This window comes from Bradyrhizobium sp. WBAH42 (assembly GCF_024585265.1).
Taxonomy (GTDB): domain Bacteria; phylum Pseudomonadota; class Alphaproteobacteria; order Rhizobiales; family Xanthobacteraceae; genus Bradyrhizobium.
Genome location: NZ_CP036533.1, coordinates 85,419 through 100,485, shown reverse-complemented (window position 1 = coordinate 100,485; position 15,067 = coordinate 85,419). Strand labels below are relative to the sequence as shown.

Below are 15,067 nucleotides of genomic sequence, written 5' to 3'. Positions count from 1 at the left end.
TGGGCGCTTGGTCGACAAAGCGCCAGGAACTCAAAAACCATTTGCCTGTGACTGAAAAACACACGGCTTCTTAAGGCAAATCAGATGCTTCCGACCGTTTTCAGCCTCGCCCTGGGGTGGATTTCGGCCTGCGACAGCACGGTGGTCTGGGCCCGGAACCGTTCCACCAGGGACCGCACGAAGGGCCGGATGGACGCGGAGGTGACCAGCACGGGCGCCTCGCCCTCGCGGGCGGCGCGCTCGAAGGCCTCGCGCACGGCGGTCATGAATTCCGACAGCTTCGACGGCTGCATCGCAAGGCTGCGCTCCTCGCCCTGGCCGATGATGGATTCGGCGAAGGCCTGCTCCCATTTCGCCGAGAGCGCGATCAGCGGCAGATAGCCGGCGTAGGAGGTGTTCTGCGCACAGATCTGCCGTGCCAGCCGCGCGCGGACGTGCTCGACCATGGTGGCGGGGTTACGCGAGAAGGCGAGCGAATCGGCGATGCCTTCTAGGATGGTGGAGAGATCGCGGATCGAGATGCGCTCGGCGAGCAGCAGCTGCAGCACGCGCTGGATGCCGGAGACCGTGACCTGTCCCGGCACGATGTCCTTGACCAGCTCGCTCTGCTCCTTCGGCAGCTCCTTGAGCAGCTTCTGCACCTCGCCGTAGGACAACAGGTCCGACATGTTGGCCTTGAGCAGCTCGGTGAGATGGGTCGACAGCACGGTCGCGGCGTCGACGACGGTGTAGCCCTTGAGCGAGGCCTCTTCCTTGAGGCTGGCATCGACCCAGGTCGCGGGCAGGCCGAAGGTCGGCTCGGTGGTGTGGATGCCGGGCACCTGCACCTGGCTGCCGCCGGGGTCCATGACCATGAACTGGTTCGGCCAGATCTTGCCGGTGCCGGCGTCGACCTCCTTGATCTTGATGATGTAGGTGTTGGCCTCGAGCTGGACGTTGTCGAGGATGCGCACCGCCGGCATCACGAAGCCCATCTCGATCGCGAGCGAGCGGCGCAGCGCCTTGATCTGCTCGGTGAGGCGGTCGGTGCCGTCGGGCCCGTTGACCAGCGGCAGCAGCGCATAGCCGAGCTCGATCTTGAGGTCGTCGATCTTGAGCGCGGCGGAGATCGGCTCTTCCGCCGCGGCAGCGCCCGGCGCGCCCGGCGTTCCCGGAGCGGGTGCGGCCATGGCGGCCTGCTCGGCCTTGATGGCGGTCTTCTTGTGGTTGCGGGCGTGCCAGGCTAGCGCGCCGGCGCCGGCGCCGAGCGCGAGGAAGGGAATGGTCGGAATGCCCGGCAGCGCCGCCAGCACCAGCATCACCGCCGAGGACATCGCCAGCGCCTGCGGATAGCCGGAGAACTGCTTCATCAGCGCCTTGTCGGCAGCGCCGGAGACGCCGGCCTTGGAGACGAGCAGGCCGGCCGCGGTGGAGACGATCAGCGCCGGCACCTGGGTGACGAGGCCGTCGCCGACGGTCAGCAGCGTGTAGGTGCGGCCGGCGTCGGCGAACGACATGCCCTGCTGCGCGACGCCGATGATCATGCCGCCGACGACGTTGATGAAGACGATCAGGAGGCCGGCGATGGCGTCGCCGCGGACGAACTTGGAGGCACCGTCCATGGCGCCGAAGAAGCCGCTCTCGTCCTCCAGCTCCTTGCGCCGTTCCTTGGCGACCTTCTCGTCGATCAGGCCGGCGGAGAGGTCGGCGTCGATCGCCATCTGCTTGCCGGGCATGGCGTCGAGGTGGAAGCGCGCGGCAACTTCGGCGATGCGGCCCGAACCCTTGGTGATGACGACGAAGTTGACGATGATCAGGATGGCGAAGACGATGATGCCGATGACGAAATTGCCGCCCATCACGAAGTTGCCGAAGGCCTCGATGACGTGACCGGCCGCAGCCGTGCCCTCGTGCCCGTGCGACAGGATCAGGCGGGTCGAGGCCATGTTGAGCGACAGGCGCAGCATGGTCGAGATCAGGAGGATGGTCGGGAAGGCGGAGAATTCGAGCGGCGCCTGGATGAACAGCGACGTCATCAGGATCAGGATCGAGAGCGTGATCGAGATCGCCAGGAACAGGTCGAGCACGATCGCGGGCAGGGGCAGGATCAGCACCACCAGGATGGTGAGGATGCCGAGCGCCAGCGCGATGTCGCCGCGCTTGAGGACGGTGACGATGTCGTTGAGGGAGGGGATGCCGGGCTTGGCGTTGCCTACGCCCTGTCCCGCGGTGACGTCGACCATGGTAGCTGCCTCCCCGCGCGACTGCCGTCCGCGCGCCCCAAACGTCTGCGCGGCGGCCGATGGGCCGCCGTTCCGAAAGTGAGGCACCGCACTGGCGTCCACGGGGTTCCTCCCGTTCTACGCGGCCGACGACACTCGACTTCACCCGGCAATTTTTGCCCGGTGTATGGTTAGCAAAGGGTTAACGGAGGGGGGGAGAAGGGGTGGACGACCGGGGTGTTTCGGGGTGTCATTCCGGGGCGATGCGGAGCATCGAGCCCGGAATCCATCGGGTCGCAGGTATGGTGGTGAAATGGATTCCGGGCTCGCGCCAAGGGGCGCGCCCCGGAATGACAGCGGAAGCTACTTCGCCTTCTCCATCTTCGTCACCGTGTAGCCCGACGACGCCTCCTCGGCCTCGAAGGTCACCTTGTCGCCGACCTTCACCTGCTTGAGCATCGCCGCGTCCTTGACGCGATAGACCATGGTCATGGGGTCATCCATGCCGAGGCTCTTTGCCGGTCCGTGCTTGAGCGTGATCTTGCCGGCGCCCTCGTCGATCTTCTTCACTTCGCCGCTGATCGAAGCGCCTTCGGCGGCGAGGGTTGCGGTCGCAAGGCCGGCGGTCAGCGCCAGCGCGGCCGTGATATTGATGATGCGGTTCATGGGAATCTCCTTTCGCGTTACTTCACGGTGACCTGGCCCACCATGCCGTACTCGCGGTGGTCGGGAATGAGGCACGAATATTCGAACGTGCCGGGCTTGCTGAACTTCCAGAGGATCTCGGTCGTCTTTTTTGGTGCAAGCCGCACCGCATTGGGATCGTCGTGCTCCATGTGCGGATGCTTCTTCATCTCGACTGCATGCGCGAGATTCTCTTTCGTCGTCGCGAGCAGGAATTCATGGTCCTCCTTGCCGACATTGCGCAGCACGAAGCGGATCTGCTCGCCGCGCTTCACCTCGATTTTCGCGGGCGTGTAGTCCATCTCGTTCAGCAGAATCTCGATGGTTCGTGCGGGCTTCTTGGGATCGCCGGGCTCGCCGGCCGAATAGTTTCCGTGCCCGTGCTTGTCGTGAGCAAAGGCCGGTGCGGTCGAAAGTGCAGCCAGCGCGAGGGCGAGCTTGATCGTGATCTTCATCGTAGTCTCCAGTTGGTGGTTCATCGAAACGCTCACATCTTGTGCTTCATCGGCGCCCTGCCGGGTTTGTGCCGTGCCGGCTCCGTGGCGGGTGCGGCCACTTCGTAGGCGACGGTGCCTTGCGGGAACTTGTACGGACCGGGATCGCGGTAATCGTCGCGCGCGAGGTCTTCGCGGATCTTCATCACCGTGAACATGCCGCCCATCTCGATCGGGCCGAACTGGCCGGTGCCGGTCATCATCGGCAGCGTGTTGTCGGGCGCGGGCATCTCCATGTTGCCCATCGCCATGCCGGTCGAGCCCATGGCCATGCCGTCAGGCGCGAGCTTGCCGACGGCCTTGGCGAGGTCCTTGCGCGACACGCCGATCAGGTTGCGCACGTCGTGTCCCATCGCGTTCATGGTGTGGTGCGACTTGTGGCAGTGGAACGCCCAGTCGCCGGGATTGTCGGCGAGCACGTCGAACACCCTGATGGCGCCGACCGGCACGTCGGTGGTCGTCTCCGGGATCTGCGCGCTCTCGGCAATCCAGCCGCCATCGGTGCAGGTCACCGCAAAGCTGTGGCCGTGCAAATGGATCGGATGGTTGGTCATGCTGAGATTGCCGATGCGCACGCGCACCTTGTCGCTGAGCCTGACCGGCAGCGGATCGATGCCGGGAAAGACCCGCGCGTTCCAGGTCCACATGTTGAAGTCCGTCATCTCGTTGACGTGCGGCAGATAGGTGCCGGGGTCGACGCGATAGGTGCTCATCACGAACACGAAGTCGCGGTCGACGGCGCGGAAGTTCGGATCGCGCGGGTGCACGACGACCATGCCCATCATGCCCATCGCCATCTGCACCATCTCGTCGGAGTGCGGGTGGTACATGAAGGTTCCGCTCTTCTTCATCTCGAATTCGTAGACGAAGGTCTTGCCGGGCTCGATGTGCGGCTGGGTCAATCCGCCGACGCCGTCCATGCCGCTCGGGATGATCATGCCGTGCCAGTGCACGGTGGTGTATTCGGGCAAGCGGTTGGTGACGAAGATGCGGAGCTTGTCGCCCTCGACGGCCTCGATGGTCGGGCCCGGCGATTGCCCGTTGTAGCCCCACAAATTCACCTTCATCCCTTCCGCGAACTCGCGCACCACCGGCTCGGCGACGAGATGGAATTCCTTCCAGTCGCCGTTCATGCGGAACGGCAGCGACCAGCCGTTCAGCGTGACCACGGGACGATAATCCGGGCCGCTGGTGGGGTGCAGCGGCGGCTGCATCACCACCTTGTCCATGCTGGCGGCTTCCGGAATCGAAGCGGCCTGGACGCGGCCTTGAATGGCCGATGCGCCGACCAGCGCGGCGGTGCCCAAAAATCCTCGGCGGGAAAACATCTCAGCCTCCGTCTTTAGTGTCCGCCGCCTTCGGCAGGTGCTGCCGCGGCGATAGTGGTTGGATTGTCCCCGCCGGCGGCGGACGCGCCGCCGCCGTTGACGGCGGTCTGCAGATCGGCCTGGGCAAGGAAGAATCTCTGCCTGGCGTCGATCGCGCCGCGCAGCGCCGCGAGGCGCTGCCGCGCTTCGGTGAGCAGCGCGAAGATGTCGACCTGCATGCTGGAGAATCGCAGCTGCATCTCCTCGGTGATGATCTTGCGCAACGGGATGATCTCGCGCTGGTAGTGGCCGACGATGTCGTAAGTGGAGCGATAGACGCGATAGGCGTCGCGCGCCTCGGAGCGCACATTCACGGCCCGCTCGGTCAGGCGGTTGAAGGCGAGATTGTAGGTCTCGGCGGCCTGGCGCACGCGCACCTCGCCGCCGTCGAAGATCGGAATCTGGAACTGAACGTCGAAGCCGCGCTCGCGGAACGGTGGTCCTTCCGGATCCTGGGTGCGGCGGGAGATGCCGGCGAGATCGAGCAGCGTCACGAAACGCGTCGCCTCGGTGAGGTTCAACGCCTTCGCCAGCGCGGCCAGCTCCAGCCGTGCGATCTGCAGGTCGATGCGATGCGCGACCGCATCGGCCTCGATCGTGGGGAGGGCGAGCGGCCGGCGCGGCAGCGGCGGCAATTGATTGGGCAGGCGGAAGTCGAGACCGTCGTCCCACAGCCCCATGAGGCGCGCCAGCCTTTCGCGCGCGCTTCCCGCCGCCTGCCGCGCGGTGGCGAGGTCGGCGGTGGTCTCGGCATAAAACACCTGCTCGCGGGCCTGGTCGAGCTTGTTGAGCGAGCCGGTCTCGCCGAGCTTGAGCGCGAGCTGCGCGGTCGATTCCGCCGTCGCTTTCGCGTCGGTCAGCAGCCCCACCATCTCGTTGGCAGCGACAGTGCGGACATAGGCGCGGCGCATGTCCGCGGCGAGCCGCAGCGTCGCCAGCGCGGCGCGCAGCTGCGCGCCGCGAAAGCGCTCCCGGGCGATCTCGGAGCGGAACGGCAGGGTGGCGAGCGCGAGGATGTCGCCGACCACCTGGCGCTCGATCTCGCTGGCGCCATTGCCTGTGATGCGCGAGACCGCGAACACCGGATTGGGCGGCAGGCTCTGCTCGACCAGGTCGGCCTCCGCCAGCGCCAGCTCGTTATAGGCAGCCTGCAGTCCCTTGTTGTTGAGTAGTGCGATCTGCACGGCGGCGTCGACGCTGAGGGTGCGCGAGAGCAGCTGGCGGACGCGGGCGTCGACCGTGGCGGCGCCCTCGGCCGAGCGCACGAAGGCGACGTCCTTGTTGATGGTCCGGCTCGTCAGATCCGCGACATCAGTCATGCCGCCGTCGGGCGAGAACGCAGCGCAGCCGGACATGCCGAGCGCGGCGAGCAGGAGCAGGGCTCGCGCAAAATGCTGTGCCATGGCGCGCCCCTAGCGGTCTTGCTTCGGCAGCGGCGTCACCGCCTGGTTGCGGTCACGCCACGGCGCCGGCGTCGCCGGCCGCAGGCTGGTATAGGGCGCGGTGGTCGAGCGATAGCCGATTGGGGCCACCTTCGCCGCCGGATCGGCGGGATCCGCGCTGGCTATCTGCGTCGTTGCCGGCATGCAGCCGGACAGTGCCGACGCAGCAAAGGCCAGCAGCAGCCAAATGAATCGAGCGTGTCGTTCACCCACCGCAGATGCGGCGGATGTCGCCCCGGAAAGCGCAAGCATGTCTTCATTCCTGATCTGAAAGACCACAGGTTCGCGCGCGCAAAAGCGCGCATCGAAACCGACGCCGTCGTGTCAGATCAGGCGATGGGGGGACGGTAGTGCTGCGGCGGCGCGGCGCTGTGCAGGCTGGGCACGATCGCGGGCGCACAGGTCGACGTCGGCTGGACCGGCGTGGCGACGCTGGGCAGATCGGCCGGCAGCGCGCTGACGCACATCATCGCACAGCACGGGCCCACTGTTCCCTTGCCGTCGTGATGATTCGGAAGAGGTGCATCCTTCGCGGCAGTCTGGGAAGGGGTGCCCGCATGCTCGTGCGGAACATCGCCATGGCTCGCAGCCATGTGATGATGCACCGGAACGAGGTCCGCCAAAACCTCGTCGCCAAGGCAGGGCGCAGCACTGCCCCAGGCAAGGCTTGCGGCTGGCGCGAGCACGCAGAACAGATAGGCGAGGGCGATGATTCGCCCCACCCTGATCCGCACCGATCGCGTCAATCGCAACAACATCCCGCCGATAGGCTCCTCGCGCGGCAATGTTGCACGCGCTTATTGCAACCTAATGTCAAAAGACGCATTCGCCAAGAACTTATTACCGCAGCGCACCGCGCATGCCCAATATCGCGGCACGCTGGTTGACCATGCGACGGTCCGCGAACATGGTCCTGACCGTGCACGCGCCAAATCATCCAGGACAAACACCTGCTTCCTTCACCCCTGACTCCCGTCAGGCCTGGGTGCGACTCGTCCTTGCCCTCGTGATCGGCTCGATCGGCGCCGTCGGCATGTGGGCGGTCGTGGTCGTGATTCCCGTGGTGCAGACCGAATTCGCTGCCACGCGCGGCGCGGTGTCGCTGGCTTTCACCCTGATGATGTTCGGCTTCGGGCTTGGCGGCGTGATCGCCGGCAAGATCACCGACCGGTTCGGCATCGTGCCGGCGATGGCGATCAGCATCGCCTTTCTCGGCGTTGCCAATGTGCTCGCGGGCCTGTCGGGGCAGCTGTGGCAGTTCGTGGCGGCATATTTCCTGATCGGGCTCGGCACTTCCGCGACCTTCGCGCCGCTGATGGCCGAAGCCTCGCACTGGTTCGAGCGCTATCGCGGATTGGCCGTGACCATCGTCGCCAGCGGCAATTATGTCGCCGGCGCGATGTGGCCGCCGATCGTGAGCTGGGGCACGCAGGAGATCGGCTGGCGCTACACCCATATCGGCATCGGCATCGTCTGCGCCGGCCTGATGACGGTGCTGGTGCTGATCCTGCGCGCGCAAATGGGCCGCGACACCGTCCACGATCATGCCAACGCACCGCCGCCGCGGGTCGATCTCAGGCTGTCGACGAATACGCTGACGGTGCTGCTCTCGATCGCCAGCATCTCCTGCTGCGTGGCGATGGCCATGCCGCAGGTGCACATCGTCGCCTATTGCGGCGATCTCGGTTATGGCGTCGCACGCGGCGCCGAGATGCTGTCCTTGATGATGGGCTGCGGCATCGTCAGCCGGATCGGTTCGGGCTACCTCGCCGACAAGATCGGCGGCATCCGCACGCTGCTGGTGGGATCGCTGGCGCAGGGCTTTGCGCTGGTGTTCTATCTGTTCTTCGACAGCCTGACCTCGCTGTATCTGATCTCCGCGATGTTCGGCCTGTTCCAGGGCGGCATCGTGCCGAGCTACGCCATCATCGTGCGCGAGGCGATGCCGGCGAGCGAGGCCGCGACCCGCGTCGGCATCGTGATCTTTGCGTCCGTGTTCGGCATGTCCTTCGGCGGCTGGGTGTCAGGCGTCATCTTCGATGCCACCGGCTCCTATGCCGCGGCGTTCGCCAATGGCGTCGCCTGGAATGCGCTCAACATCGGCATCGTCGTGCTGCTCTTGATCCGCGCGCGGATGGGCTCGGTCAAGACCGGGGCGGGTTTTGCCACTTGAAGTTTGAGCATGATCTTTTCGGAAAACCGCTACACACTTTTCCGGATCATGCTTTAAACCGCCTGTCCCGCCTTCAGCAGCGAGCAGCCGGTGATCTTGTAGCTGCCGTCGCCCTGCTGCTCGAGCGTGTAGAGCGCCTCCCAGGCCTCGCCATTGGCATCGACGATATGAACGCGCTGGGCGATCCAGGTGCCATCAGTCCTGCTCTCGCCGAATTCGAAACTCTTGTGACGATAGACCGGCGCGTAGCCGTTCTGCACCATGGACATGAAGATGTCGGGTGCGGGAAAGATCTCCTTGATCGCCGGTGCCGCATGGGAATAGGCCGCCGTCGCATCGTCGCGAACGAAGGCCTGCTCCTGGGCGCGGATCACGCTTTGGGCGGCCGCGACATCGCCGGCAAACGCTGCGTGATGACAGGCAACGATGAGGCGATCAGCAAGGCTGCGATGCGCATGGCAGGCTCCGCGTTGAGATCCCGGCGGAGGCGATCCTAGCACATCTGCGCCGACAGGACGTGCACTCAGATATCACGCGCTGGGCTTGGATGCTCCAGATGCCCATTCATCCGGGACAGCGACACAAACCGCAGGCAGCTGCGACATGTTCTCCTAAGGCAGGAACGGCTCCGCGATGGCCGAGTTAAGCCGGCAAAACCACCCTATCAAGGAGCAAAGTCATGGCCCGTGCAACAGCCCATCCGGATCATCACTGCATCTCAAGCGAGGACATTGAGGGAACCGAGGTCTATGGAGCAGATGGGACGAATATCGGCGAGATTGATCACCTCATCATCGACAAGATGTCAGGGCGCGTGGCTTATGCGGTCATGAGCTTTGGTGGATTTGTGGGTTTGGGTCACAGCCACTACCCCATTCCCTGGGGCGCTCTGACATATGACAGGTCGCTTGGCGGTTTTCGAACCAATATCACCGAGCAACAGCTGAGGGATGCGCCCGAGTTCAGCGATGACTCCTGGGAAGATCGAGACTGGGAACAGCGAACTCACCGGTATTATGGAACGCCAACCTACTGGGAAGGGCGAGGTGGCCTATAACGCCAGCTGCGCGTCAGGACAGCTGAACTGACGGCGGCACCAACATCAGAGGTCGTGCAAGTCGCCAATCGGGCAGAAGCTGATTGACTTGTCCTCACTGGATCGGAGGACTGGACTTCGCAATGCCTAGTGCTTTCGCCTTGGAGAAAGGATGGGTTTCGCTGGCGATCTACCCCCATCCTACGAGCTGTCCAGCAGCGCTGCCATTCGGTGTCGGTCGATGATGTTGGGATCCGGCGGGATTTGATAGCCGTCCATTTCAGCCAGTTTTGCGGCGACGCGCGGTCTGGTGACGACCTCCTGAGGCAGCGCAACGCACATTGCGATCTCAATGATGCCACGGAGCACGTCGGCGTCTTGAGACGACGCAATGAGAAGCTTGGCCATGACCGGGTTGGGTGCGGGCAGCGGCGTGCCCGCTTCCAGAGCATTCATCTCAGCGATCCGCGCGCGGTCCGCGGCGATCTGGTTGCGGTAAAACGGACCGACCTGGATTTCGGTCTCGGCGTCGTATTCCCGGGAGAACGCTTCGGGATCGTCGAGGTGTCGGCGGGCAACATTGCGAAGCACCTGTGCGTGCAGAAGTCCGACGCTCAAGCCTCGTCCGGCGGACGGGTTGGTGCACGCCCATGCATCGCCGACAGCAGCGAATCCCGTGATGACGGGACGGCCATCGACGACAAATCGCCGGTATCGGTCGATAACTCCCGCCATCAGAAGGACGGGTGTTATTGGCTCGCCGTCGAGCCAATGGGCTTGCCGTGGGCACGCTGAGACGACGCGATGGAATGTCGCCGTATCGCGCAAGGCGCGCATCGCCTTGTTTCTCGACGAGGTATACAAGGTGACCGACCAGGTGTCGTTGTCGCCGTCCAGGGTCAGGATCGAGAACAAGCCCATCGGAGTAAGCGCGCGTCCCATCCTGCGAGGCCGCTGTTGCCCCGAGAAATATCGCGTAAAATAGACAAAGTTGCTGTCTTCGGCCTCCTCGAACGGGCTGCGGGCACCCGCGCCGCTGATCCAGTCACAAGCCGTGCTTCGCCGTCCCATGGCGTCGATGACCAAATCAGCGCGAATCTCTTCGCCGGATGTCGTGCGCACCCCCGTGACGTGCGGCACACGCGCGACCGCCGATGCGCCAATGATCAGTTCGCGAACCTTGGTCCCCCGACGAATAGCAACGTTAGGCGCGGCTTGCGCCATTGCAGCTACGGACCATTCTATAATTGGCCTCCTTCCAGTGACGAAGCGCATGGCCTCGTCGCCGGGACGCGGTGTCTTGTCCGTTAGCGTCGGGGGAAGAGATCGACTGTCGAGAAAGTCCACCCAAACGCATCCGGCGCGCAGCAAATCATCCGTCAATCCCGGCAATTCCAGATCGCTGATCATCCGAAATCGCGAACCGAGGCTGTGTGGTTGCCTGAATTGTGCAACTCCCGGACGTGCCCACGTGTCCCATCCCTCGGCAGCGACCACAGGGTGACCGGCCGGATCAGCCTCCAGGACCGTGACGTCGTGGTCGTCGCGACCAAGCATCGTCGCAACGCTCAATCCAATCACGCCTCCGCCGCAAATGACGATTTTGCTCATCTTCTTCCCCACCTGTTCGAGCTCGGCGGGCCGCAGAAGCGGCGATGAAATCGTCATCGTCTCCTCCCGGCGAACGACAACGATGCCCACCCACGTGGGCACGGGTACTCAAGAGATTGAGTCGGTGTGGCGAACCGGAGGTTCAAAGAAAGGCGCCAGAAGCGGCCTCGCCCCTTGCAGCTCCTCGTCCAATAGGTCAGCATCAACGCTGCGAGCGTGCAATGCTTTCCACTAGTGATCATAGGGGAAGTCATGTCGGTCGAAGAACATTGGCAAATGGATGCCACCGCGCCGGAACTTTACGATCGGTACCTGGTACCAGCGATCACTTCACTATGGGCCGGCGACCTGCTCGACCGCATCGCGCCAAAGCGCGGCGACAGCGTACTCGACATCGCCTGTGGAACTGGGGTCGTAGCGAGGTTCACGGAGCAGCTTGGCCTGGCGAGACGCGTCGTTGGCCTTGATCTCAATAGTGCCATGCTCGCGATTGCGCGCTCGAAGACTCCACAGATTGAATGGATCGAGGGGAGCGCGCTCGACCTTCCATTCGATGCAGGCAGTTTCGACGTGGTGCTTTGCCAGCTCGGGCTTCAATTTTTTCCAGATCGGTCTCTCGCGCTAAAGGAAATGGTGCGGGTGCTCAAGCCCGGAGGCCGCGCAGGCTTCAGCGTTTACAGCGCAATTGAGAACACCCCCGCAGCGTACGCATTTGTCCAGGCGCTCGATGAGTGCCTCGGAGAAGAGGCGTCACGCACCAAGCGTTCTGAGCATCTCTCTTGCGATGCTCAGGAGATTGCCGATTGGACGAAGCAGGCGGGCTTTGATCTTGTCGATGTGGCCACGGTCACCAAACAGATCAAGTTTCCGTCAATGTTGGATTATGTTCGCTTTCAGCTCACGGCAACACCAATGGCTGGGCTCCTGAAGGACAAGGAGGTACCTGAGCGGGAGCGCCTAATCGTCTCGATTTCCGATGATGCAGCCTCTCGCCTTGATCGTTCGATGTTGGCAGGTGGCAAGCTGACATTTCCGCAGCAATCCTTCGTAGCGATTGCTTCCCTCTAGTGAGCCCCGCTTGGGTTAAAATGCGAAGGAGATCGCTGCTTCCGTCTCCTCCGAGGACCGAACGGTCATGAGCCTCGCAGCGTGACGCAAGGGGCCAGTTCAGACATTTCGATGCTATTCAATCACCTCATCCGCACGAGCAATGAGGACCGATGGCAAGTCGGCTCCAATGAGACGTGCCGTCGCAAGGTTGAGTACCAGCTCGTATTTTGAAGCCTGCTCGACAGGGAGGTCGCCCGGCTTTTCCCCTTTCAGTATCTTGTCGACAAAGAAGGCGACGTAACGATACATGCTGTTGAAGTTCGGTCCATAGCTCATGAGCCCGCCAGCTTCCACGTTCGCTCTGTTCGCAAACATGGTCGGTAATCGGTGCTTGATACCCAGTTCGGCGAGCGCCCGACGGCGAGCGTTTGTGATCGGGGACGATGGGACAAGCACCGAAGCAACCTTTTCGTTCACCATCAGGTCAAAAGCTCGGTTGAAATCGTCGGCCGTGCTGATCGGCGCTCCCACCAAATCGATGCTCTTGCGCTTAGCCGCTTCTTCAAGGACGGACAGTACACGGGCATGCGTCGGCGTGGTCAAATTCCACAGCACCCCCACACGCTTCGTCCCCGGTTGTGCCTCGACAAGGATTTCCAATCCTTTGGCAGCCATTTCTGTAAGGACCATCGATACCCCGGTAACATTGCCACCCGGGTGCGCCAGACTGGCTACGTGCCCAATTCCGACTGGGTCGGCGTGCTGCGCAAAAACGATCGGGATCGTCCTCGTGGCCCGCAGTGCGGGTTCAACCTGCGTCGACGCCGGCGCGATGATAATGTCGACATTCAACTTCGAAAGCTCTTCGGCAAACCTATCCAATTCAGCAATCGCGGCGGCCCATCGAAATTCGATCAGCAGGTTGCGGCCTTCGTGATATCCGAAGCGCTTAAGTCCAAGGCGCAAGGCTTCGATCTGGTCAGTCCAATCCTCGGACTTGCCAAGACCGAGAAACCCGATGCGAGGAACACTCCCGGTCCGCTGCGCCAGCCCCACGACTGGCCACCCGATCACGCAAACCGCCGTGGCAATGAACTGCCTCCGGTTCATCCCTGACTCCAGCTGTACTTAAAAGCCATCGTAGAGACCGGCAGTTCATCCAGAAGGGCCATGTCCGTTACTGTCATAGGCGCCGCTCTGGCGCATTGCACGATCAGTGATCTTGGTTGGGGACCCATTCCTCAGCGGTTTCATCCCAATGATGGGTATCGTCGAAATGCTTCCAGAGTGGCTGCCTTTGCTTCCTTTCGTCCTCCTGCCGGTTTGCCTGTGCGCCGACAACGAGTGTAATAGCCAACATTACCCATTCGCGAGTGCGAGAATTCCATTTGATTGCTGAGAGCATGGGAGGCCTCCGTCAAAGCAAGAACTTGTCTTCACACTAGGCCGCGCCATGAGCGAGGAGATGTAAACTACTTCACAAGCAGTCAATATCTTCGACAGAGGTGACGGTGATGCGGTGCAGCGAACGAGAGGCAAAGCGTCGGCTTGCCTTCCAGGTTAAGAAGAGTTGCGGGCTGCGGCCCTTGGCGATGATTCATGGCAGGGGATTTCCAGGCGGCTGGAAAAGCCAGTCCACCTTCCATTGCGGCGGAGCAGATCGAAGCCCACAACCTGTTGGCGCACGAGCGAGCTTCGGTTGGTTCGACACCGCGCCTGCATGTGCGAGATGGAATGGGCCTGGTATGGAAGCAGCGATGCCTGCAACAACTGACTCACCCACCGATGTTGCTGCAATCGTGATTGTCACCATGGATATGACGACTACAACGAAGTAGGGCACAACGCTGTTTGAAAAGTGCTTCGTCATGAGTTGAGTCCTCACAACCGAAATAAACGACCGTGCAGCTACAATCTCAGTTCGTGGCAGATGGTTATTTGTATCGGTGCTCGCAGCAAATGGCGTGCTCGTCGCCTTTGTAGGGCAGACGTGAACAATGTTGTAGCAGCGATCCAGACCTAGTCTGGCGCAAAAACACGCTCCCATCGTGCGTAGGCGCTCCTGAAAAGAGCGCCTTCATAAATCAGAGATCGTGCTGCCGGTTTTCACATGATCTTGGATTGTGGTTTGCGACCCGCGTGGCGAAGCGCTTCGCCTGCGGCGTAGGTCGCTCTGCACGCCCTACCGCTTCCGCTTCGTCGCGGGCTTCGTCGTCTTCGACGAGCGCGCCTTGGCCTTGCTGGGCGGCGGCACCCGCAAGCCGTCGACGAACACGTCGAGCAGGCGCAGCGCCGTCGCCTGCCAGCCGGGCTGGTCGTGCACGTAGCACATGCCGAAGAAGGCGCGCAGCAGGTCCTCCGGGCTGAGGTCGGCGCGCATCTCGCCAGCTGCGACCGCCCGGTCCAGCAGCGAGCCGATCGCCTTGGTCAGACGCTCGAAGGAGAAAGCATGCAGCTCCGACCCGCTCTGCACCGCGAGCGCCAGCGCCGCCATCATCCCCTTCTTGGTCGCAACGAACTCGACCCCCGAGTGCAACCAGCGCCGCAGCGCCTCGACCGGGTCCTTCTCGTTCTTCAGCAACTCGGCAAGCTCGCTGAACTGCTCGACCTCGCGCCGATACACCGCCTCGAACAAGGCCTCGCGCGTCGAAAAATGCCGATACAGCGTGCCGATGCCGACGCCGGCCCGCTTCGCCACGGCTTCCAGGCTCGCCTCGGGCCCGCCCGCGCTGAACACCAGCTTGGCCGCTTCGAGCACGCGCTCGCGATTGCGCACGGCATCGGCGCGGGGCTTTCGGGTCTGGTCGGTGTGGTCGTCCATGGCGCGCAATGTAGATCACGAATTGGTTAGATTGAACCCTCGCCGGACCCATGCAGGGCTGCATCGCGTTGGCGGCGCACGCGGTTTTGACGAATTCCAAATATTTCCGGGCGGCTCTTGTTAAACGGAGGGTGCCTCCGTATCTTCGCTCGTGCGCCGGCCGCATCATGTTCGGGCGGCGCTATTCG

The 15,067-nt window shown here is 63.0% G+C and carries 15 protein-coding genes and 1 pseudogene; 5 read left to right on the top strand and 11 right to left on the bottom strand.

Going from position 1 to position 15,067, the window contains the following annotated elements:
• Positions 1-80: 80 nt before the first annotated feature.
• From flhA to DCG74_RS00470, 7 genes are all read right to left on the bottom strand, one after another.
• Complete coding sequence (gene flhA, locus DCG74_RS00500; protein ID WP_172789644.1) at positions 81-2,222, bottom strand: flagellar biosynthesis protein FlhA; 2,142 nt, start codon at positions 2,220-2,222, stop codon at positions 81-83.
• Between the two features lie 342 nt (positions 2,223-2,564).
• A complete protein-coding gene (locus tag DCG74_RS00495; RefSeq protein ID WP_172788126.1) occupies positions 2,565-2,867 on the bottom strand; it encodes a copper-binding protein in 303 nt (100 codons plus the stop codon).
• 17 nt (positions 2,868-2,884) lie between these two features.
• Complete coding sequence (locus tag DCG74_RS00490) at positions 2,885-3,340, bottom strand: plastocyanin/azurin family copper-binding protein (RefSeq protein WP_172788127.1); 456 nt, start codon at positions 3,338-3,340, stop codon at positions 2,885-2,887.
• Between the two features lie 32 nt (positions 3,341-3,372).
• Positions 3,373-4,707: a copper oxidase gene (locus tag DCG74_RS00485; RefSeq protein ID WP_172788128.1), complete on the bottom strand. Its 1,335-nt coding sequence runs from the start codon at positions 4,705-4,707 to the stop codon at positions 3,373-3,375.
• A 14-nt stretch (positions 4,708-4,721) separates the two neighbouring features.
• Positions 4,722-6,149, bottom strand: a complete 1,428-nt coding sequence (locus DCG74_RS00480; RefSeq protein ID WP_172788129.1) for a TolC family protein — start codon at positions 6,147-6,149, stop codon at positions 4,722-4,724.
• A gap of 9 nt (positions 6,150-6,158) precedes the next feature.
• Entirely contained in the window at positions 6,159-6,440 is a 282-nt protein-coding gene (locus DCG74_RS00475; RefSeq protein WP_172788130.1) for a hypothetical protein, read from the bottom strand.
• A 77-nt stretch (positions 6,441-6,517) separates the two neighbouring features.
• A complete protein-coding gene (locus DCG74_RS00470) occupies positions 6,518-6,910 on the bottom strand; it encodes a hypothetical protein (protein WP_257187608.1) in 393 nt (130 codons plus the stop codon).
• On the opposite strand from DCG74_RS00470, the gene DCG74_RS00465 reads away from it, so the two are divergent.
• Positions 6,897-7,157, top strand: a complete 261-nt coding sequence (locus DCG74_RS00465; RefSeq protein WP_172788125.1) for a hypothetical protein — start codon at positions 6,897-6,899, stop codon at positions 7,155-7,157. The two genes, DCG74_RS00470 and DCG74_RS00465, sit on opposite strands and share 14 nt — an antisense overlap.
• Positions 7,096-8,361 (top strand): MFS transporter, encoded by a 1,266-nt coding sequence (locus tag DCG74_RS00460; protein ID WP_172788221.1) that lies wholly within the window; start codon positions 7,096-7,098, stop codon positions 8,359-8,361. Before DCG74_RS00465 ends, DCG74_RS00460 begins: the two co-directional genes overlap by 62 nt.
• Positions 8,362-8,414: 53 nt before the next feature.
• Here DCG74_RS00460 and DCG74_RS00455 read toward each other — a convergent pair.
• A pseudogene (locus DCG74_RS00455) lies at positions 8,415-8,818 on the bottom strand (DUF4864 domain-containing protein).
• Between the two features lie 222 nt (positions 8,819-9,040).
• Here DCG74_RS00455 and DCG74_RS00450 point away from each other — a divergent pair.
• Entirely contained in the window at positions 9,041-9,418 is a 378-nt protein-coding gene (locus DCG74_RS00450) for a PRC-barrel domain-containing protein (RefSeq protein ID WP_172788132.1), read from the top strand.
• A 180-nt stretch (positions 9,419-9,598) separates the two neighbouring features.
• On the opposite strand, the gene DCG74_RS00445 is transcribed toward DCG74_RS00450, so the two are convergent.
• Entirely contained in the window at positions 9,599-11,065 is a 1,467-nt protein-coding gene (locus tag DCG74_RS00445; protein ID WP_172788133.1) for an NAD(P)/FAD-dependent oxidoreductase, read from the bottom strand.
• A 195-nt stretch (positions 11,066-11,260) separates the two neighbouring features.
• Here DCG74_RS00445 and DCG74_RS00440 point away from each other — a divergent pair, with 195 nt between their 5' ends.
• The gene (locus DCG74_RS00440) at positions 11,261-12,076 is read left to right on the top strand and encodes a class I SAM-dependent methyltransferase (RefSeq protein WP_172788134.1); all 816 of its coding nucleotides are present in this window, start codon (positions 11,261-11,263) and stop codon (positions 12,074-12,076) included.
• 114 nt (positions 12,077-12,190) lie between these two features.
• Here the strand turns inward: DCG74_RS00440 and DCG74_RS00435 are convergent, their stop codons facing one another.
• Complete coding sequence (locus DCG74_RS00435) at positions 12,191-13,168, bottom strand: ABC transporter substrate-binding protein (protein ID WP_172788135.1); 978 nt, start codon at positions 13,166-13,168, stop codon at positions 12,191-12,193.
• A gap of 489 nt (positions 13,169-13,657) precedes the next feature.
• Between DCG74_RS00435 and DCG74_RS00430 the strand changes: the two genes are divergently transcribed.
• Positions 13,658-13,861 (top strand): hypothetical protein, encoded by a 204-nt coding sequence (locus DCG74_RS00430; protein WP_172788136.1) that lies wholly within the window; start codon positions 13,658-13,660, stop codon positions 13,859-13,861.
• Between the two features lie 379 nt (positions 13,862-14,240).
• Here DCG74_RS00430 and DCG74_RS00425 read toward each other — a convergent pair whose 3' ends face one another.
• Positions 14,241-14,879 (bottom strand): TetR/AcrR family transcriptional regulator, encoded by a 639-nt coding sequence (locus DCG74_RS00425; RefSeq protein WP_172788137.1) that lies wholly within the window; start codon positions 14,877-14,879, stop codon positions 14,241-14,243.
• Positions 14,880-15,067: the final 188 nt, after the last annotated feature.

Coding starts and splice junctions, on each gene's coding strand:
- flhA (WP_172789644.1), bottom strand. CDS start 2,222: ATGGTCGACGTCACCGCGGGACAGGGCGTAGGCAACGCCAAGCCCGGC.
- DCG74_RS00495 (WP_172788126.1), bottom strand. CDS start 2,867: ATGAACCGCATCATCAATATCACGGCCGCGCTGGCGCTGACCGCCGGC.
- DCG74_RS00490 (WP_172788127.1), bottom strand. CDS start 3,340: ATGAAGATCACGATCAAGCTCGCCCTCGCGCTGGCTGCACTTTCGACC.
- DCG74_RS00485 (WP_172788128.1), bottom strand. CDS start 4,707: ATGTTTTCCCGCCGAGGATTTTTGGGCACCGCCGCGCTGGTCGGCGCA.
- DCG74_RS00480 (WP_172788129.1), bottom strand. CDS start 6,149: ATGGCACAGCATTTTGCGCGAGCCCTGCTCCTGCTCGCCGCGCTCGGC.
- DCG74_RS00475 (WP_172788130.1), bottom strand. CDS start 6,440: ATGCTTGCGCTTTCCGGGGCGACATCCGCCGCATCTGCGGTGGGTGAA.
- DCG74_RS00465 (WP_172788125.1), top strand. CDS start 6,897: ATGATTCGCCCCACCCTGATCCGCACCGATCGCGTCAATCGCAACAAC.
- DCG74_RS00460 (WP_172788221.1), top strand. CDS start 7,096: ATGGTCCTGACCGTGCACGCGCCAAATCATCCAGGACAAACACCTGCT.
- DCG74_RS00450 (WP_172788132.1), top strand. CDS start 9,041: ATGGCCCGTGCAACAGCCCATCCGGATCATCACTGCATCTCAAGCGAG.
- DCG74_RS00445 (WP_172788133.1), bottom strand. CDS start 11,065: ATGACGATTTCATCGCCGCTTCTGCGGCCCGCCGAGCTCGAACAGGTG.
- DCG74_RS00440 (WP_172788134.1), top strand. CDS start 11,261: ATGTCGGTCGAAGAACATTGGCAAATGGATGCCACCGCGCCGGAACTT.
- DCG74_RS00435 (WP_172788135.1), bottom strand. CDS start 13,168: ATGAACCGGAGGCAGTTCATTGCCACGGCGGTTTGCGTGATCGGGTGG.
- DCG74_RS00430 (WP_172788136.1), top strand. CDS start 13,658: ATGGCAGGGGATTTCCAGGCGGCTGGAAAAGCCAGTCCACCTTCCATT.
- DCG74_RS00425 (WP_172788137.1), bottom strand. CDS start 14,879: ATGGACGACCACACCGACCAGACCCGAAAGCCCCGCGCCGATGCCGTG.